Origin of the sequence: Rufibacter aurantiacus, assembly GCF_017916345.1 — a bacterium.
GTDB lineage: Bacteria > Bacteroidota > Bacteroidia > Cytophagales > Hymenobacteraceae > Nibribacter > Nibribacter roseolus.
Map to the genome: position 1 here is coordinate 1 of NZ_JAFMSV010000004.1, position 17,597 is coordinate 17,597.

Annotated in this window: 17 protein-coding genes and 1 tRNA gene; 5 read left to right on the top strand and 13 right to left on the bottom strand. The window is 52.5% G+C overall.

The genetic code is table 11. The features are described from left to right. Window positions 1-449 precede the first annotated feature (449 nt). The 5 genes from J3P34_RS14815 to rpmH all read right to left on the bottom strand — a co-directional run bounded on the left by J3P34_RS14815 (window position 450) and on the right by rpmH (window position 4,082). Window positions 450-974, bottom strand: coding sequence for a DUF2480 family protein (locus tag J3P34_RS14815; protein WP_210489466.1), 525 nt, complete (start codon window positions 972-974; stop codon window positions 450-452). A gap of 7 nt (window positions 975-981) precedes the next feature. Next, a complete protein-coding gene (gene tsaB, locus J3P34_RS14820) occupies window positions 982-1,671 on the bottom strand; it encodes a tRNA (adenosine(37)-N6)-threonylcarbamoyltransferase complex dimerization subunit type 1 TsaB (RefSeq protein ID WP_210489467.1) in 690 nt (229 codons plus the stop codon). Between the two features lie 111 nt (window positions 1,672-1,782). Next, entirely contained in the window at window positions 1,783-3,444 is a 1,662-nt protein-coding gene (locus tag J3P34_RS14825) for a S41 family peptidase (protein ID WP_210489468.1), read from the bottom strand. 33 nt (window positions 3,445-3,477) lie between these two features. Beyond that, on the bottom strand, window positions 3,478-3,888 hold the full coding sequence (gene rnpA / locus J3P34_RS14830; RefSeq protein WP_210489469.1) for a ribonuclease P protein component: 411 nt from the start codon (window positions 3,886-3,888) through the stop codon (window positions 3,478-3,480). A 35-nt stretch (window positions 3,889-3,923) separates the two neighbouring features. Continuing rightward, a complete protein-coding gene (gene rpmH, locus J3P34_RS14835) occupies window positions 3,924-4,082 on the bottom strand; it encodes a 50S ribosomal protein L34 (protein ID WP_071885432.1) in 159 nt (52 codons plus the stop codon). Window positions 4,083-4,477: 395 nt separating this feature from the next. Here rpmH and J3P34_RS22395 point away from each other — a divergent pair, with 395 nt between their 5' ends. Both J3P34_RS22395 and J3P34_RS14845 read left to right on the top strand, forming a co-directional pair. Next, window positions 4,478-6,229 carry a M61 family metallopeptidase gene (locus J3P34_RS22395; protein WP_210489470.1) on the top strand — a complete coding sequence of 584 codons (1,752 nt, stop codon included), beginning with the start codon at window positions 4,478-4,480 and terminating at the stop codon, window positions 6,227-6,229. A gap of 108 nt (window positions 6,230-6,337) precedes the next feature. Beyond that, complete coding sequence (locus J3P34_RS14845) at window positions 6,338-7,231, top strand: serine hydrolase (protein ID WP_210489471.1); 894 nt, start codon at window positions 6,338-6,340, stop codon at window positions 7,229-7,231. A gap of 131 nt (window positions 7,232-7,362) precedes the next feature. Here the strand turns inward: J3P34_RS14845 and J3P34_RS14850 are convergent, their stop codons facing one another. Then, a complete protein-coding gene (locus J3P34_RS14850) occupies window positions 7,363-7,644 on the bottom strand; it encodes a hypothetical protein (RefSeq protein ID WP_149090416.1) in 282 nt (93 codons plus the stop codon). A 67-nt stretch (window positions 7,645-7,711) separates the two neighbouring features. Further along, entirely contained in the window at window positions 7,712-8,026 is a 315-nt protein-coding gene (locus tag J3P34_RS14855) for a hypothetical protein (protein ID WP_210489473.1), read from the bottom strand. Window positions 8,027-8,190: 164 nt separating this feature from the next. On the opposite strand from J3P34_RS14855, the gene J3P34_RS14860 reads away from it, so the two are divergent. After that, on the top strand, window positions 8,191-8,574 hold the full coding sequence (locus J3P34_RS14860; RefSeq protein WP_210489474.1) for an STAS/SEC14 domain-containing protein: 384 nt from the start codon (window positions 8,191-8,193) through the stop codon (window positions 8,572-8,574). Window positions 8,575-8,683: 109 nt separating this feature from the next. Here the strand turns inward: J3P34_RS14860 and J3P34_RS14865 are convergent, their stop codons facing one another. The 3 genes from J3P34_RS14865 to J3P34_RS14875 all read right to left on the bottom strand — a co-directional run bounded on the left by J3P34_RS14865 (window position 8,684) and on the right by J3P34_RS14875 (window position 11,333). Further along, window positions 8,684-9,604: a PfkB family carbohydrate kinase gene (locus J3P34_RS14865; RefSeq protein WP_210461902.1), complete on the bottom strand. Its 921-nt coding sequence runs from the start codon at window positions 9,602-9,604 to the stop codon at window positions 8,684-8,686. Window positions 9,605-9,837: 233 nt separating this feature from the next. Beyond that, a tRNA-His gene (locus tag J3P34_RS14870) sits at window positions 9,838-9,911 on the bottom strand. Between the two features lie 81 nt (window positions 9,912-9,992). Continuing rightward, a complete protein-coding gene (locus J3P34_RS14875) occupies window positions 9,993-11,333 on the bottom strand; it encodes a dihydroorotase (protein WP_210489475.1) in 1,341 nt (446 codons plus the stop codon). Window positions 11,334-11,832: 499 nt separating this feature from the next. Here J3P34_RS14875 and J3P34_RS14880 point away from each other — a divergent pair, with 499 nt between their 5' ends. Continuing rightward, window positions 11,833-13,275 carry a DEAD/DEAH box helicase gene (locus J3P34_RS14880; RefSeq protein ID WP_210489476.1) on the top strand — a complete coding sequence of 481 codons (1,443 nt, stop codon included), beginning with the start codon at window positions 11,833-11,835 and terminating at the stop codon, window positions 13,273-13,275. Between the two features lie 201 nt (window positions 13,276-13,476). Here J3P34_RS14880 and J3P34_RS14885 read toward each other — a convergent pair whose 3' ends face one another. The 3 genes from J3P34_RS14885 to J3P34_RS14895 form a co-directional block, all read right to left on the bottom strand. Next, the gene (locus J3P34_RS14885) at window positions 13,477-13,851 is read right to left on the bottom strand and encodes a hypothetical protein (protein ID WP_246849876.1); all 375 of its coding nucleotides are present in this window, start codon (window positions 13,849-13,851) and stop codon (window positions 13,477-13,479) included. A 242-nt stretch (window positions 13,852-14,093) separates the two neighbouring features. Further along, window positions 14,094-14,747, bottom strand: coding sequence for a uracil phosphoribosyltransferase (upp, locus tag J3P34_RS14890; protein WP_210489477.1), 654 nt, complete (start codon window positions 14,745-14,747; stop codon window positions 14,094-14,096). Then, window positions 14,702-15,664 carry a GNAT family N-acetyltransferase gene (locus J3P34_RS14895; protein ID WP_210489478.1) on the bottom strand — a complete coding sequence of 321 codons (963 nt, stop codon included), beginning with the start codon at window positions 15,662-15,664 and terminating at the stop codon, window positions 14,702-14,704. The genes upp and J3P34_RS14895 overlap by 46 nt, the downstream gene beginning before the upstream one ends. Before the next feature lie 214 nt (window positions 15,665-15,878). Here J3P34_RS14895 and J3P34_RS14900 point away from each other — a divergent pair, with 214 nt between their 5' ends. After that, complete coding sequence (locus tag J3P34_RS14900; RefSeq protein WP_210489479.1) at window positions 15,879-17,576, top strand: hypothetical protein; 1,698 nt, start codon at window positions 15,879-15,881, stop codon at window positions 17,574-17,576. Window positions 17,577-17,597: the final 21 nt, after the last annotated feature.

The following is a 17,597-nucleotide window of genomic DNA, read 5'->3' on the forward strand; positions in this document are numbered from 1 at the left end:
CCTCATCTAGGGAAGCGGCCTCCTTTTCGGAAGGGAGTGCAAAGGTAAGGAGAAGTTTTCATCCCGCAATAGATGCGGAAAACTTTTTCCTTTTTCTTTCCGTTCGAACCAGGTTCTGCGCCCCTCCCCTGCCGGGCGGGCTGCAAAGGTAAGCAACATCTTTGGAGTTCCAAGGCCTTTTTGCGGAAGAAGGTCCCTTTTCGCTGTTCCTTGCCGGAGCCTAGGGGTTAACCATAGTGAAGGACAGGAAGTTCCAGGTTGGAAGTTTTTTTCCAGCTTTGCCTTTGCCGAGCGGCTCCCTACCGGAGCCTCAAACGTACCTACGCCGGGGTACCGGGAAGTTCCAAGATTGGGTAGATTTTCTTTCCACTTCTTTGGATAACGGCTCCCGGCCGGTGCCTGGAGCAGAACTATTGCTGGAGGGTAGAAGTTCCGCTCCAGCAATAATCTTATGCAGTGGCTACTTTGTCCTTTGGCTTCTTGTAGATAGGCACAGTAGAGCATGGCTCTCCATACATAATGCTGCTTACTACTGGCAACAACTTCTGCATGATCTCTACATAGGCAAAGGTAGGTACTGGAATCTGGCCACAGCCTTTAATTACTACCTTGGCATCCTGGTAATCATCTGCGTTGATTTTGGCAATGGCATCCTGTAGCAAAGCCTGCTCCAAAGAATCCAGGTCACCAAACACGTATCTGTTTACAAAAGGCTGAAGTTTACTTGCCAAAAGCATATAGGCCCATGTGGGTACAATGGCATCGGTGGAACAAACAATAGCCACGTTCTTGCCTGCGTACTGAGACCAATCGTTATCTTTCACAAAAGCCCGGAAATCCTTTTCCCGCAGCATCAGGCCCATGAACAGGTTATCCTTTATGTCATAAACCACACGCTCACCAGGGTGCAGGTATTCTTCCAGGTTTAAAGTGATGAGGCCACTGTTGGCAACTCGGTTTACAAACTCTTCCATCTTTCCTTTATTTTCCTGAGGGTTTTGTGATATATACTTCTTTTAAATAGAATGGCTCATAATAGGCCACATCTTCAAATTGCTCTGCCCGCAGTTTGGCAAAGGCCAACTCGCCAATAGCTTTGGCTGTAGGTTTAACATTCTCCAGGTAAAAAGCGTTCGGGTGGGATGCCAGAAGTTCTTTGGCTTTGGCCGCTCCGCTCCCGAAGAAGATTATGGGTTGTTTTTCTAATTCTTCGGCAAAACTGGATGCCTCTAAAATTAGGGGCTCTACCGGCAACTGCACTTCTAGGTCATGAGACAAGAGGCAAGTATAGACCTCAGAACGGCGGGCGTCAATCATGGGGCAGAACAGGTAGCGCTCCGGAGCCGGTGTCACGGAGATGATCTGCTGCGCCATGGCCTCTAAAGTGCTTACCGAGATCAAGGGCTTGTCCAGGGAAAAGCACAGACCTTTGGCCGTGCCAGACCCGATGCGCAAGCCGGTATAGGAACCTGGCCCACCCGATACTGCCACTGCCGCCAACTGCTCCAGGCGCACTCCGGCATATTCCAGCACTTGCTGCACCATCACGGTAATGTGAGAGGAATGGGATTTCTCCATCTGCAGTTCTGCGTAAGACAGTAGTTGCCGGTCTTGGTGCAGGGCCACAGAACAAACAGTGGTGGAGGTTTCTAAGGATAAGAGGTACACCATGGATTGGTAAAAGGCTTAACAGCAATTATTCTGCAAAGCTACGCTATTCTAAAACATAAGGGCAACCGTGCTCTGGTTGCCCTTACTATACTATATAATATAGTGTAATCTCTATTTCTTGGTGCTGGTAGAGAGCAAGTTCTGATACTTAGTTGGATTGTTGAGCACCTCAACGGCGGCCACAATGTTTTTGTCATCGTTAAAGGTGGCTTCTACCAAACCTTTCTGTAGGTAATAGCGGGATACGATCTCCTGCTCCAGCAACTCTACAATTTCGGGCTTGAAGCGCATCAGGTCATTGCCTTTATTGGCGGCCACCTTTTTCCTGATCTGCTCAATATCGCCTTTCACCTCATCATAGTGTTTGTCTTCCTTGGCTTTCTTCACCATGTCCTCCAAGGCTTTCTCCACATCTGTGGAATAAGAGATGTCCTTTCCGTTCAGGAAGGTCACGAACTTCTGGTACTCGGCATCTGACAGCCGGAAGTCTTTGGCTGAGGCAATGGTTGGGTTAGCGGCTCTGAAGCGAGTGGCATAATCAAAGATGTAGTTTTTGGAAACCAGCTTCCGGATGATATCCGGCACTGGCTGCTCTTTCACCTCCACATCAGGGCTGATGCCGCCACCGTCATACACTACACGGCCACTGGCGGTTTTGAATGCCAAGCGTAAGGAATCCGGGGTCTTGTGCAGCGAGCCATCGGCGGCGCGATGGGCGTAGTCAATGGCCTGGATACAGCGACCACTAGGGATGTAGTATTTGGCAGTGGTTACTTTCAGTTGGGAGTTATAGGAAAGCGGACGCGTCATCTGCACCAGCCCCTTCCCGAAGGTTCTTTCTCCTACCAAGACCGCGCGGTCATAGTCCTGCAGGGCACCAGCCACGATCTCAGCTGCTGAGGCGCTGTTGCTGCTGGTCAACACCACCAGCGGCATCTGCACATCCAGGGGCTCATCCAGGGCTTTGTACATTTTGTTCCAATCGGCCACCTTGCTCTTGGTGCTCACAATGTCTTTGCCGCGCGGCAGGAACAGATTAGAGATGTTCACCGACTCGTTCAGCAAGCCGCCGGGGTTATCGCGCAGGTCCAGGATCACTTTCTTGGCGCCTTGCTCCTTCAGTTTCACCACGGCGTTGTGGACCTCGCGGCCCGCGTCTACGGTAAAGCCCGAAAGTTGCAGATACCCGATCTCAGGGGTGACCATGCCGTAGTAAGGCACGTTGTTAATCTGGATGTTGGCGCGGGTAAGGTCCACCAGCATTGGCTTCTCTACCCCAAAGCGTTTGATCTCCAACTTCACAGTGGTGCCCGCCTGCCCTTTGAGCAGTTTGCTTACCTCGTTATCGTTTTTCTTGGAAAGGTCAATGCCGTCAATCTTCAGGATCTCATCGCCAATGATGAGGCCGGCTTTCTGGGCCGGAGATCCCTCGTGCGGCAGGGAGACAATGATCCGGCCGTCGCGCTTACCCACTAAGGCGCCTATGCCACCGTACTGCCCGGTGGTCATGGTACGGAAATCCTCTATATCGTCTTCCGGAATGTAGTTGGTGTAAGGGTCCAGCGATTTGAGCATGGCGTCAATGCCGGTGCGCACCAGTTTGGAGGGCGCCACCTCGTCTACGTAGTAGGTGTTCACCTCCTTGAAGAGCGTGGCAAAGATGTCCAGGTTTTTAGCGATATCGAAATAGCGTTCAGAACCTTCGCCCTTGAAGGCAAAAAGGCCGTACGCAGCGCCCGCCACCAGAAGGCCGGCAAAAGTTTTCTTCAACATATCAGCAGAGATGAAAACAGGAAAAAAGGAAGACTATTTATTAAGCAAACGTTCCAGTCCTGAATTTAGTTTTTTGCTGATAACATTGAAAGGACTTTTTTCTTTACCTATATAAAGGATGCCGATACACCAGGTACCGCCCTCAGGTTTTGCGCCAGAAAGGACGTGCTTGTGCAGCCGGTAAGCTTCCCGCATCTGCCGCTTGATACGGTTACGGTCTACAGCTTTTTTGAAACTCCGTTTTGAAACCGACACCAGCACCTGAACGGGAAGTTCAGTGGGTCCGGGCACCTGTAGGGCCACGAAACGGAGTGGGTAGGAATTAAAAGAAGAACCCTCACGGAAAAGCTGTTCAATCAGCTTTTTGCTCCGTAAACGTTCTTCTTTGGGAAATCTATAAGAAAGCGGTTGCTCTTCTGCAGAATGTTCAGTGAAGGTACCCATTCGCAAGGCGCCTTGCAGCGAGCTACTCAGAAAAATTAGGCTTTATGTCTTCTTTCGTCAGAAACGGTCAGTTTATGACGGCCTTTAGCTCTTCTGCTAGCCAATACTCTTCTACCATTTGCAGTCTCCATTCTAGAGCGGAAACCATGCTTATTTCTTCTTTTGCGTTGCGAAGGTTGGAATGTTCTTTTCATCTTACACTAAACATTTTATTAAGGGATGCAAAATTAGGAAACCAATTCTGATAAATCAACCCCTTTGCCCATTTTAATTTGATTAATTGCACGTTACCCGCCTCTTCTGAAAGCCTTGCTGCACTAACAGACCCCAGAAAAGCCGTTTTTAGGCCCTTTTTCAGATATCAGCCTTAAAGCCCGCAGGGTAGGTAAATCTGTAAACGCCAGCGCCAAATAGCACCAGCCGGCGCTCCGGACCACAAAGATAGCCGAACCGTTCCTCCCCGCAAACAATTCCCTCCATCACGGCAAGCTGCTTTTGCGTACATCCTTTTTAGTTTGTTTTGCTGAAATGAGGCCGAAAACGCTCTACCTTCGTTACCAAGAAGAAATCAACATAAGAACCCTACGCAGTGCCGCACTACCACCTCTCCTCCCAGAACCCGCTCTCCGGTTTTCTGCAGATCCGGACGTCTATTGAGAACATCGCTACAACAGAAGTTTACCTGCAGCTGCCCGCCTGGCGGCCCGGCCGGTATGAACTGCAGAATTTCGCGCAGAAGCTGCAGGCCTTTGAAGTTCTGACCCCCGATGGTTCCCCCCTGCCCTTCCGAAAGGAGACCAAAGACCGCTGGCGGGTAGAAACGCAAGGACACCAGACCCTGGAAGTACGTTACAATTTCTTCGCCCGCCAGATGGACGCCGGTGGCTCTTGGCTAGCGCAAGATTTTCTGTACGTGAACCCCGTCAACTGCCTGCTCACCGCTCTGGGTCAGGAACAAGAACCCTGCACTTTGACCCTGGAGATCCCCGATGATTGGCAGATTGCCTGCGGACTCTCGGTTTCAGCCCCCCGCACGCTACAGGCCCAGAACTTTGATCATTTGGTAGATTCTCCGTTCATCTCCAGCGCCACGCTGCAGCACCAGGTCTATGAAGAAGGTGGTATTCTGTTCCACGTGTGGTTCCAGGGCGATTGCACACCAGAATGGAAACAAATTCTGCCGCACTTTCAGGCGTTTACCAAAGAGCAACTGGACCTTTTCGGGAGTTTCCCGGTCAAGGATTACCACTTCCTCAACATTATTCTGCCTTTCCAGCATTACCATGGGGTGGAGCACCTCAATTCCACGGTGATCACGCTGGGGCCATCGGAGCAGCTGATGACACCGGCATTCTATAAAGAACTCTTGGGCGTGAGCTGCCACGAGCTTTTCCACACGTGGAACATCAAGCAAATCCGGCCCAAGGAGATGCTGCCCTATGATTTCACCCGCGAAAACTACTTCCGGACGGGCTACGTGGCCGAGGGCGTCACCACTTATTACGGCGATTACCTGCTGGCCCGAAGCGGCGTGTTTACCTCAGAGCAGTACTTCCAGGAACTGAACACCGTACTCAAGCGCCACACCGTGGACCAGGGCGAACAGAACCTCTCCGTTGCTGATTCCTCTTTTGACACCTGGCTGGACGGCTACAAACCCGGCATCCCCGACCGCAAGGTGAGCATCTACCACAAAGGCTGCATCGCGGCGCTCGTTTTGGACCTAGAAATAAGAAAAGCCACCCAAAACGCCCGCTCCCTGGATGAGGTCATGCGTCGGATGTGGCTGGAGTTCGGACAACCGGGCATCGGCTACGCCGAGGAAGATTACCAGCGCCTGGCTGAGGAAGTAGCAGGCGTTTCTTTGGAGCAATACTTCCGGGAAATGGTTTTCGGGACGACGGCTTTTGACACCTGGCTAGCGCCGGCGCTGGAATACGTGGGTTGCCTGCTGGAAAAAGAACCGGCTGCACTGGCCTATGAAAGCACCTACGGTTTCCGGCTGAACGCTGCCTTGTCCTCTGCCTCGGTCATTGGCTACGTGGTTCCTAATTCGCCGGCGGCCCAGATACTCTCCCTAGACGATGAGTTGATTGCTATCAATGGCCGCAAAGTGGAGAACAGCAACCTGGCTAATTTGGTCAAAGGTCAGGCTGAGCTGGAAATTACCTTGTTCCGGCAAAAGAGGCTGAAAACGGTAAAGCTCAAACCAGACGACACGGTGTACCTGCCGCAGTACTGCGTGAAAAAGAGCCAATCTGCTACAGCCGAACAGCAGGCCAACTTCAAAGCCTGGCTTAAGCAGGACTTCAGGGATACAGCAAAGGCAACCAAGGCATAAATTCCGTTTCTGAGGCTCCTTCGAAGAAACAGGCTCTAAACGCTTAAGGAAGATCTCCGGGAAAATTAAAGGCGCTTTCTTACCTTGAAGAGACAAAACAAGAAGACCATGCGCATTTCCCTTTCCCTGCTGACTCTGGCGTTCCTGGCGCTGGGCTGCACGGCTATGAAACAGAAAAAGAATATGCTGCGATTAAGAGAAGAAGTCCTGGCGGAACTGGGTAAGCAGAAAGGTACCTTCGCGGTGGCGTTCAAAGACCTGAAAACCGGCGAGGAGCTCCTGATCAACGAGCACGAGAGTTTCCACGCGGCCAGCACCATGAAAACGCCGGTGCTCATTGAAGCTTACAAGCAAGCCGCCGAGGGCAGATTCGCCATTACGGATTCCATTCTGGTGAAAAACGAGTTCAAAAGCATTGTAGACGGCAGCCCCTTCAGCATTGCGCCGGAAGATGACAGCGAGCAGGAACTCTACACCCAACTGGGGCAGAAGCAGCCATTGTCTGAGTTGCTGTACAAAATGATTATCCAGAGCAGCAACCTGGCCACCAACATCGTCATTGAGCAACTGGATGCGAAGAAGGTAACCCAGACCATGCGCGCGCTGGGCGCCAAAGACCTGCAGGTGCTGCGCGGCGTTGAAGACACCAAAGCGTATCGCCAGGGCCTGAACAACACCACTACCGCCTATGACCTGATGGTGCTCTTCCAGCTGATGGCGCAGGGGAAAACTGTAAGCCCACCAGCTTCACAGGAGATGATCAAGGTGCTGCTGGACCAGAAATTCAAAGACGTGATTCCGGCCAAACTGCCCCAGGACGTGAAAGTAGCCCACAAAACCGGCTGGATTACCGGCGTGCGCCATGACTCCGGCATTGTGTTCCTGCCCGATGGCCGCCAGTATGTGCTGGTGCTGCTCTCTAAGGGTCTGGTAGATGAAAAAGCGGGTATCCAGGCCATGGCCAATGTCTCGGAGATGATCTATCGGCACATGGTGAGATAGGCCTGAGTTCTGAGTCTGGAGTTCTGAGTTTGGGAAACTTGGTCCAACATCAGCCTTGAATCAGGGGCATAAAAAAGGGAGGCTGCTCTTTGAAGAACGGCCTCCCTTTTTTGCTTTATCTGCGGGGTATCTTATTTACCGCGGTCTACCTGGTTGTCGCTTGGGTTACTGCGCGGACGGTCACCGCCATCGCCGTAAGAGGCATTTACCCCCTCGCGGTTGTTGTTACCGCTTCTGGACACCGCACGCTCATCCTGAATGGTGGTACCTCCGCTTTTAGAGCTATGGTAGCTACTCTCAGGGGTTTGGGGCGTTTGATCATCCGGGGTCAGGTGATTTTTGTCAGTGTTATCAATAAACCCGCCCTTCTTATTGTCCTTCTCTCCGCTGTGATTTTTCTTATTGCTGCTCATAAAATCCTCCGTTTGGTTAAGTAATACCTTCCTATACGAGCGGCTTGGGCAAAAGTATATCACTTTATCAGCTAAAAGCTAGGACCAGGAGCACTAATAAGGTGGGCAAGGACAGATAAAACCAGAAGAGCACGTGACGGCGGTAATGGCGGGGCACCTGCGAACTGGCCAACAGCAGCGCTCCCACCACTATGCCCATGTAGAGGAGAATAAAGGTTATAACCTTATTCCAGTTGCGCACAATAGAGCCGCCCTGCTCCTCTACCTCGGGGTCTGTGGGCACCAACCAGGTAACCAGTCCATAATAAACCATCACCTCTAAGGCCAGGAACACCACCGCCCCCACAAAAACAGCTAGCGCGGCACTCTCTTTTTTCTGCATATTTGTTCAGCTAAGAGCCACTCCAATGGAGTTTGGGCAGGAATTTCGGAGTTTTTCTCCGGTTTTAAGCCTATTTTCGCAAAATCTACCCTAAACAGCAGCAAGAATTAGACAGCGTTGCACGTTCTACCCTTGACGTTATTTTGAGGGCTTTGAGACTAGAGATGAACACAAATCAAGTAGACACTAGCTTGCAGGCAGTGGTGGCGACCTATAACGGATTTCTGAAACACCCGGAGTTCAGGGAGATTGCCGAGGGCAGCCTCCAGTTGATCAAGCAGAGCGGTTTCTCCAAGATTCTGGTAGACACGCGCCAGACCAGGGTGATCCAAAAGGAGAGCCAGGAGTGGATAGACCGCGATTGGTTTCCCCGGGCCATAAGGGCAGGCGTAAAGCAAATGGCGTTCCTCACCCCAGATGATTTCTTCGGGAAGATGAGCGTGGAAGCCACAAACAAGCAAGCCGTGCTGGTGGGCGAGATAGACATCCAATATTTTACTTCTATTAACGCTGCCAAAAGATGGCTTCTGTCAAAGAACGGGCATTAAGCATCTTCTGTAGAAACAAAAAAGCGAGGGGCTATTGATCTGTGTCAATAGCCCCTCGCTTTTTTGTTTCTGTTTAAGGCCTGTTTTCAGTAAACCAGCCCTAAACGGTTTAGGCCTGTGGCTGGAAATTCACCAGTTTCACAAACTCCAGTACGCGCTGCACCACTTCATCGGGTTGCAGGTCCACCAGGCGCTCGGTCCCGAACTGCTCTACGCAGAAAGAGGCCATCGCTGATCCGTGGATTACGGCACGTTTCATGTTCTCAAAGCTGATATCATCTGTAGAAGCCAGGTAACCTATGAACCCGCCCGCAAACGTATCGCCGGCACCGGTTGGGTCAAACACTTCCTCCAGCGGCAGGGCCGGCGCAAAGAAAACCTCTTCCCCGTGGAACAACAGCGCACCGTGCTCGCCTTTTTTGATGATAAGGTATTTAGGCCCCATGCCCATGATCTTCTTGGCGGCTTTCACCAGAGAGTACTCACCGCTCAACTGACGGGCTTCCTCGTCATTAATGCTGAGCACGTCTACCATGCCAATGGTCTGAACGAGGTCATCTAGGGCAATGTCCATCCAGAAGTTCATGGTGTCCATCACAATCAGTTTGGGACGGTTGTTCAGACGCTCAATTACCTGGCGCTGTACCTGCGGGGCCAGGTTGCCCAGCATCAGGTATTTACAATCCTGGTAGCTCTCCGGAATCACCGGATCAAAATCGCCCAGCACGTTCAGCTCGGTCACCAGCGTCTCACGGCTGTTCATGTCATTGAAGTACCGGCCAGACCAGAAGAACGACTTCTCATTCTCTTTGATCTGCAGACCATCCACGTTGATGCCTTTGCTCTGCATCATCTCGATGTCCGATTTCAGGAAATCGCCTCCTACTACAGACACCAGGTTCACCGGCTGCACAAAGTTGGCCGCTGACAATGAAATGAAGGTTCCGGCTCCGCCGATGATCTTGTCCCGTTTCCCGAACGGGGTTTCCAGCGCATCAAACGCCACCGACCCGATTACTAATAGACTCATGTGTTTTTCTCTTTTATGTGTGACCTGCTTCAAGTAGCAGGTATCAAGTACCACGAATAACTACCCCCCTTCTGTCATCCTGAAAGGATCTTGTAGGCCAGCTAGAAAGGCGCAAACTTACCTTTATTACGGTTTGCCGCCAAGATTCTTTCCAGACCCCTCTTGTTTTGCAACTGCTTTCTGGAAAACAGCCTTAAAACGAAAAAAGCCCCTGACGAATCAGGAGCTTTTTGGGTGGCCGATGGGGTTCGAACCCACGACTTCCAGAATCACAATCTGGTGCTCTAACCAGCTGAACTACGGCCACCGTGTAATTGGAGAGCAAAAGTAGGGGCTTTCTCTATTCAACGCAAGCTTTGGCGACAAATTTTCTTTAAAAATTTACTTCCTAGCGGCTAAACAGCACTCTTTCACCACGTTTACTTTCGTCAAACTGTCCGTTCTGGTAAGCCAGATGACCAGACACGATGGTATGCGTCACCACGCCTGGCAGGGTCTGTCCTTCCAACGGCGACCAGCCGCACTTATAAAAGGTATTCTCTTTGGTTACTGTCTGGCTTTGCTCCAGGTCTACCAGCACCAGATCGGCCCAATAACCTTCCCGGATGAACCCACGCTTCTCCACCTGGAAACAGATGGCCGGAGCGTGGCACATTTTCTCCACCACCCGCTCCAACGAGATCTTGCCTTGCTGGTAGAATGCCAGCATCACCTGTAGTGAGTGCTGCACCAGCGGCAAACCGGAGGGTGCTCCTTTATAGGTAGAAGACTGCTTTTCTTCCCAGGTATGCGGCGCATGGTCCGTAGCGATGATGTCCAATCTATTATCCAGCAATCCCTGGAACAAGGCCTCTTTGTGGCGGGCTTCTTTGATAGCGGGGTTACATTTGATCTGGGCACCCAGGGTCTCGTATTGGGCGGCATCGAACCAAAGGTGGTGGACGCAAACCTCAGCGGTGATGCGCTTCTGCTCCAGCGGCACGTCATTGGCGAACAGGGCCAGTTCCTCTTCGGTGGAGATGTGCAGGATGTGCAGGCGCGTATTGTGCTTTTTGGCCAGTTCCACCGCCATACTGGAGGATTTGTAGCAGGCCTCCACGCTCCTGATCACGGGGTGCGCGCCCATGGGGATGTTCTCTTCGCCGTACTGCTCCACGGCACGCTGCATGTTAGCCCTGATGGTGGCCTCATCCTCGCAGTGCGTGGCAATAAGCATGGGCGACTGTTTGAAGATTTCCTCCAGCGTGTGCACGTTATCCACCAACATATTGCCGGTGCTGGAGCCCATGAACAGCTTAATGCCGCAAACGGTGCGCGGATCAGTCTTCAGGATTTCCTCCAGGTTATCGTTGGTGCCGCCCATGAAGAACGAGTAGTTGGCCAGCGATTTCTCCGCCGCTGTGTCATATTTCTGCTGGAGTAGCTCCTGCGTAGTGGCGTTAGGCACCGTGTTGGGCATTTCCATGAAGGTAGTCACGCCGCCGGCCACCGCCGCTCTTGGCTCAGAGTACAGATCGGCTTTGTAGGTGAGGCCAGGATCGCGGAAATGAACCTGGTCGTCAATGATGCCGGGCAGCAGGTATTGGCCTCGGGCGTCTATCACTGTATCAGCGGAGGCGTTTATATTTTGCCCGATGGTATGGATGTAACCGTCTTTCACCAGCACATCGGCGGCCTGGATGCGGCCTTCATTCACCAGCTGGGCGTTTTTGATCAGGATGCTCTTCATAGCGCTAAGATAAAGGCACCTTTTCTAAGTCAGGTATTTTTAGGCTGATTTTCTGAAAAGAGCTTTAGAACAGGTATAGTATAGACGCTCGCAGGTCCTCCGACGCTACGAGGTCTTTTGAGCAGCGGTAATGGTGGAGGCTGGCTTATTGAACCCACCCCTAACCCTCCCAGGAGGGGAATTCCGGCTTTTAGCCTGTTTTTCGTTAATCAAGCTGAAAACGTTTATAGGCTGAAGTGATCGGGACGAAAGATGCTCTTACTTTGATAAAAGAGGCAAAGGGAAAGGCTTACCCAAGCCCAATACGCATTCCTGATAATTCCCCTCCTAGGAGGGGTAGGGGTGGGTTCAATGCGCTTCATTCCGCTTTACCGCTGCCCCCAGGCCTCGTAGCGTCCGGAGGACCTGCGAGCATCTCCGCCACCATTTCGTTTCCCGGCTGTTTCCCCAAAATCGGCTTGAAAACGTAATCTAAAACAGAACCCCTACCTTTGCACCGATGATAGAAGAAGAAAACGATAATCTTGCCCCCGGGCAGGACGAACCTATAGCCCCAGAGGAAACCCAGGAAACCGCACAGGAAGAAGAGGCACAGCCTAGTTTTGAGGATTTCAAGCTGAACCGTCAGTTGTTGAACGCCATCGCGGAGCTGGGCTACCAGAAACCTACCCCGGTGCAGGTGAAAACCATTCCCCTGGCCATGGCGGGGCATGACGTGATGGGCATCGCGCAGACGGGTACGGGCAAAACGGCCGCCTATGTGCTGCCTTTACTCATGAAAGTGAAATACGCCCAGGGCAAACACCCGCGCGCGCTTATTTTGGCCCCCACCCGTGAGCTGGTGATGCAGATTGAGGAGAACATCCAGAAATTCAGCGCTTACCTGGACGTGCGCACTGTGGGCATCTACGGCGGCGTGGGCCCCAAAACGCAGATTGAGCGCATTCAGGCTGGCCTGGATATCCTGGTTGCCACGCCCGGTCGCCTCATGGACATCTACCGCAAAGGCGAGCTGCACCTGAAAGAGCTCAAAACGCTGGTGCTGGACGAGGCCGATAAGATGATGGACATGGGCTTTATGCCGCAGATCAGGCAGATTTTGGAAATAATACCCCGGAAACGGCAGAACCTGCTGTTCTCCGCTACCATGCACGAGCGGGTACACACGTTATCTGAGGAGTTCCTGGAGTTCCCGATGGTAATAGAAGTGACGCCGCAGGCCACGCCCGTGGAGACGGTGAGCCAGAAACTGTACCGCGTACCCAACCTCCGCACCAAAATCGCGCTGTTGGAATACCTCTTTGAAGACAAGGAGACGTTCAACCGCGTCATGATCTTCACCCGCAGCAAAACCAACGCAGATAACGTAAGTTCTTTCCTGGACCGCAAAGGCGAAGGCGGCGTGCGCGTGGTGCACGGAAACAAAGGCCAGAACACCCGCATCAACGCCGTGGAAGCATTCAGGGAGGGCGAAGTGCGCTACCTGGTGGCGACCGATGTGGCCGCGCGCGGCATCGATATCAGCGACGTGAGCCACGTGATCAACTTCGATGTGCCCATTATCTACGAGGACTACGTGCACCGCATCGGGCGCACCGGACGGGCCGAGCAGACCGGGGCCTCCATCATTTTCGCCAACGAGGCCGAGATGCACCACATTGAGCGCATTGAGAAGCTGATCAAGATGAAGATCCCGGAAGCGCCCATCCCTGCGGAAGTGCGGGTGTATGAGACGCCGTTTGAGGAGCAGCAGGTCATTAACCGAGAACTGGACAACCAGCGCCGCCGCGATGACCCTGATTTCAAAGGCGCGTTCCACGAGAAAAAAGCCCGGCCAAAGGAGAACATTGGCAAAGGCGAGAAAGTGAGAGACCTGAAGAAAGCTGGTTGGAAAAAAACTAAATCTGGCGGGGCCAGCAAACGGAAGAGCGGCCGGCGGTAATTGATTATTAATTGCTGGTTGCTGATTGCTATTTCTGCTATTTTAAAGAGGGCATCTCTTTTTGAGGCCAATTTTGAAATAGCCCCTAAAAACAGAAGAGCCGCATGGTTATCCACGCGGCTCTTCTGTTTTATACCTGTTTTAAGAAAAATCGCTTTAAATCACCTACATCCAGCCTATTTTCTTTTTAACAATCAGCAATTACTTAAGGAACTGCAGAAAAGGAAGGTGACTCAGCTCAAACAAGGTTAAGGTTACGGTAAAACCCCAGAAAACGGCGCTCCAGAGCATGTGCAGCATGATGCGGCTTTTAGAGACTCCCAGAACAGTTGCCAGCACGGTGCCCACAATGGGCGTAAACAGAATTGGGGTCAGAAAGGCGATGCCAGACATCCCAAACTTTTGCCACACAGAGACAATCCGGCGGTTCTTTTTGCTGAATTTGGGCTTGTTCTTAGTTCGTTGCCGGGCCACATAGCGGTCATGCACCGCAGACCCGATGAGTGAGAACAGACAAACGCTGGTCATCATGCCGGCGATGGTTAGCCCCAGGGTAGCCCAGAAAGACACTCCCATGGTAAAACCTACCAAAGGGCCTCCAAAGAACTTCACAGAACTTAGAAGATAGACAGAAATATATTTTAGAACTGCAGAAACCATACAGCCTTACCTTGAAACATTGAACCCAACAATATTATTTACCTAATCCGCAGAAACATAGACCCAAGAAGAACAAAGGTCAGGGGGATTTAAAGATACAACTATAGTTAAGCAACACAGTTATAAATCTTTGGTTTAAAAATTATTTTTTCTAGCTGTCAGCTCTTAGAACCGAAGGCTAGGTCACCGGCATCGCCCAGGCCCGGTACTATATACGATTGCTCGTTCAGGCGCTCATCCACCGCTCCTACCCATAATTCTGCCTCCGGTATTTGTTCCTGCACGTGCGCCGCGCCCTCGGGGCTGGCGATGATGGCAGAAATAATGATCCGCTTGGGCGTACCGAAACGTAGCATGTCCTTATACGTGAGCACAAGAGATTTTCCGGTGGCCAGCATAGGGTCTACCAGAATCAGGATCTTATCTTCCAGGTGCGGGGTAGCCATGTAATCTAAGTGTACAGACAACTGACGCCCCCCTTCTACCCTATAGGCACCCACAAAAGCGCTGGTAGAATGGTCAAAATAATTGAGAAAACCCTGGTGGAACGGCAAACCGGCGCGTAGCACCGTGGCCAGCACGGGAAATTCGGTGAGCAACGTCTGCTGCGTCTGGGCCAGCGGTGTCTGGATGGTCCGCTCCGTGTAGCCCAGGGTCTCGGAGATTTTGTAGGCCATCACCTCGCCCAGGCGCTCCAGATTCCGGCGGAACCGCAGGCTGTCTTTCTGCACCGTTACGTCGCGCAACTCAGAGATAAAATGATTGGCTAACGAAGGTGTCTGGCTAAGAATCTGAAGACGTTTGGGGTCCATGATAAGGCGGATGAGTTAGGTTTTAGGCTTAAAGATACGTACGTGGCGGGTTGAGCGCCAAAACCGGCGTAAAATTTAGCCACCCCCGGCACCTCGCTGCCTTCAAAGTCAAAGGTCTTCCTAGAACCGGCTTCCTGCTGAATAAGCTGGTCCAGCAGAAAGGCCATGGCATTGTGGGTCCTACCTTCCGCGGAACTGGCCCCGAACAGAAAGGTGGTTCTCTGTTCAGTACTCAGGATGAACGCCGCCGCCAACAACTTATTTTGCCGGTGCACTTCCCACACCTGGCCCACGCCTTTCTGTTTGGCTTGAGCGTAAAGCCCTGCCAGTTTCCCGTAATGCCGGGGCCGAAGCTCAAGCAGTTCTTTGCCTTTGGTGCTTTGGAACAGTTCTATCAAGGATTGTATGGAGTCTGCATGCGCTAAAGTCAGTTCATCCTGCCCTGCCTTCTTCAGGTTCCGGCGGAGGTTGGTGGCGTAGTTTTGCCTTATTTCTGCGTAAACAGCCCCTAAACTCAGTTCAAAGTTGGGCCTCCGCCGCCAGGTCCAGGCCTCCGGCAGGTTCACAGCGGTTTCTTGGGGGCAGGGCATCTGGTACTGCACTTGTCCGTATACATCGGCCGCTAAGGCCAGGTATTCTTCTGCGGAGGTATGCTGACTGGCCGCCGTTATCACCAGGCCCAATTGCTGTGTGAACAGCGGCTGGTACACTTTCTTCTTTCCTAAGAACCTACTAACGGGCAGCGGAAACACAGATACGTAGGCACCGGCTTGTATTTCTACCAGGGCGTCCCACTCACCGACGCACACCACCTCCAGGTACCAGGCCTGCCGGTACACCAAAGACTCCCCGGCGTTCCGGAGGCAGGTCTCCCAACGGGCAAAATCAATCTCATGGTGGCGCAGCAGCTGAATCATGTGAGCGGCAAGATACTGTTTTCAGCGCACTCCGTAGAGCCCCATGGAAGATTGGAATAGTTGCATAGAGGTGTTTTGAGGCTGTTTTGGCAGAACCGGCCATAAAACGCGTGCTTGCGCGTTCTTCTCCCGGGCTTGCCCAGGCAACCTGAGGCGGCCCGGAAGAGTACACGCTCAAAATTCCCTTATCTTTAGGGATCCACAATTCCATTATATGAGAAAAACATACCGTCTGCTGTTGGGTTTCCTCTTTTTGGCAGGTTCAGCCACGGCGCAGGATGCTACTGTGCCGCTAAACCCGGATGTATACCGGGTAATTGACCGCTACCATATCAAGCAAAACACCGAGAACCTGCATACTTCCTTCAAACCTTACGGCCGTGCCCGGGTAGCCGAGTTGGGCGAGGCAGCCCGTCAGGAGACCAACAACTCCGGTTCCCGCACTGATGAGTACAATGTCAATTACCTCCTCAACGATAACTGGAACTACACCCGCTTTGCCCGCGACAACGAAAGCCAGCGCTCTTTAGGCCCGTTTTTCAGAAACAAGACCGATCTCTACCACTACGAAAGCCCCGAGTTCTCCCTGCGCGTGAACCCGGTCATCGGGCTGCAGGCCGGCAAAGACACCGATTCCGACGGTCTGCGCTACATCAACACCCGTGGCTTACAGATAGAAGGCTCCATTGACCAGAAACTGGGCTTCTACACTTTCCTGGCGGACAACCAGGTAAAGCTGCCTGACTACGTGAACGAGCGCGTTGCCCGCGACAACATCGTACCGCATGAAGCCTACTGGAAACCCTTCGGGAGAAGCGGTGGCTATGACTTTTTCTCGGCCCGCGGCTACATCAATTACGCGGCCACCAAGCACATCAGCGTGATGCTGGGCCACGACCGCAATTTCATCGGCAACGGCTACCGCTCCATGATTCTGTCTGATTACGCCGCGCCTTACTTTTTCCTGAAACTACAGACCCAAATCTGGAAACTGCAGTACACCAACCTCTACGCCGAGCTCACCCAAGACTTTGAGCAACGCGATCAGCTGTATGACAAAAAGTACATGACCCTGCACCACCTCAGCATGAACATCCTGCCTAACCTTAACGTGGGCGTGTTTGAGTCAGTGATTTTTGGCCGCGACCACGGCCGGTTTGAGTTGCAGTATCTCAACCCTATCATTTTCTACCGCAGCGTGGAGCAGGGCCTGGGCTCAGAAGACAACGCTTTACTGGGATTTGATTTCAAATGGAACATCTACAACCGGGTGCAGCTTTACGGCCAGGCCGTGCTGGATGAATTCCTGATCAGTGAGCTGCGCGCAGGCAACGGCTGGTGGGGAAACAAATTCGCGCTGCAGGGCGGGGCTAAATACATTGATGCCTTCGGGGTGCCTAACCTGGATCTGCAGGGCGAGCTGAACCTGGCCCGGCCGTTCACCTATCAGCACGAAGACCCTTCCAAGAACTACCAGCATTATCTGCAGCCGTTGGCGCACCCTATGGGCGCGAACCTGGCCGAGGCCGTGGCGATAGTGCGCTACCAGCCGGTACCTAAATTAACGCTCACCGCCAAAGCCATCGCCACGCGCTACGGCCAGGACCCGGAGCCAACCGTTGATCCGTTAAACCCCGAGGGCGGCACCACTGTGTACAACTTCGGCGGTAATGTGCTTAAGTCTTACAACCTGCGCCAAGGCGATTACGGCTACCAGATTGGCAGCGGCATCACCACAGACCAGGTTTACGGCGAGGTCACGGCTTCCTTCCAACTGCGTTACAACATGTTCCTGGACCTAACCCAGGTGGTGCGCCGCGCCGATGCTGAGGATAACCGCTATGACCACAACAACGCTTTCTCCGCCGTCTCTTTCCGGTGGAACATCCCGCAACGCACGCATGAGTTTTAGTGGCATTTAATTTGCGCCTCG

What these genes read in the sequence shown, in the direction of transcription:
- J3P34_RS14815 (WP_210489466.1), bottom strand. Translation starts at nt 974, where the DNA reads ATGGAAGAGTTTGTAAACCGAGTTGCCAACAGTGGCCTCATCACTTTA.
- tsaB (WP_210489467.1), bottom strand. Translation starts at nt 1,671, where the DNA reads ATGGTGTACCTCTTATCCTTAGAAACCTCCACCACTGTTTGTTCTGTG.
- J3P34_RS14825 (WP_210489468.1), bottom strand. Translation starts at nt 3,444, where the DNA reads ATGTTGAAGAAAACTTTTGCCGGCCTTCTGGTGGCGGGCGCTGCGTAC.
- rnpA (WP_210489469.1), bottom strand. Translation starts at nt 3,888, where the DNA reads ATGGGTACCTTCACTGAACATTCTGCAGAAGAGCAACCGCTTTCTTAT.
- rpmH (WP_071885432.1), bottom strand. Translation starts at nt 4,082, where the DNA reads ATGAAAAGAACATTCCAACCTTCGCAACGCAAAAGAAGAAATAAGCAT.
- J3P34_RS14845 (WP_210489471.1), top strand. Translation starts at nt 6,338, where the DNA reads ATGCGCATTTCCCTTTCCCTGCTGACTCTGGCGTTCCTGGCGCTGGGC.
- J3P34_RS14850 (WP_149090416.1), bottom strand. Translation starts at nt 7,644, where the DNA reads ATGAGCAGCAATAAGAAAAATCACAGCGGAGAGAAGGACAATAAGAAG.
- J3P34_RS14855 (WP_210489473.1), bottom strand. Translation starts at nt 8,026, where the DNA reads ATGCAGAAAAAAGAGAGTGCCGCGCTAGCTGTTTTTGTGGGGGCGGTG.
- J3P34_RS14860 (WP_210489474.1), top strand. Translation starts at nt 8,191, where the DNA reads ATGAACACAAATCAAGTAGACACTAGCTTGCAGGCAGTGGTGGCGACC.
- J3P34_RS14865 (WP_210461902.1), bottom strand. Translation starts at nt 9,604, where the DNA reads ATGAGTCTATTAGTAATCGGGTCGGTGGCGTTTGATGCGCTGGAAACC.
- J3P34_RS14875 (WP_210489475.1), bottom strand. Translation starts at nt 11,333, where the DNA reads ATGAAGAGCATCCTGATCAAAAACGCCCAGCTGGTGAATGAAGGCCGC.
- J3P34_RS14880 (WP_210489476.1), top strand. Translation starts at nt 11,833, where the DNA reads ATGATAGAAGAAGAAAACGATAATCTTGCCCCCGGGCAGGACGAACCT.
- J3P34_RS14885 (WP_246849876.1), bottom strand. Translation starts at nt 13,851, where the DNA reads ATGGGAGTGTCTTTCTGGGCTACCCTGGGGCTAACCATCGCCGGCATG.
- upp (WP_210489477.1), bottom strand. Translation starts at nt 14,747, where the DNA reads ATGGACCCCAAACGTCTTCAGATTCTTAGCCAGACACCTTCGTTAGCC.
- J3P34_RS14895 (WP_210489478.1), bottom strand. Translation starts at nt 15,664, where the DNA reads ATGATTCAGCTGCTGCGCCACCATGAGATTGATTTTGCCCGTTGGGAG.
- J3P34_RS14900 (WP_210489479.1), top strand. Translation starts at nt 15,879, where the DNA reads ATGAGAAAAACATACCGTCTGCTGTTGGGTTTCCTCTTTTTGGCAGGT.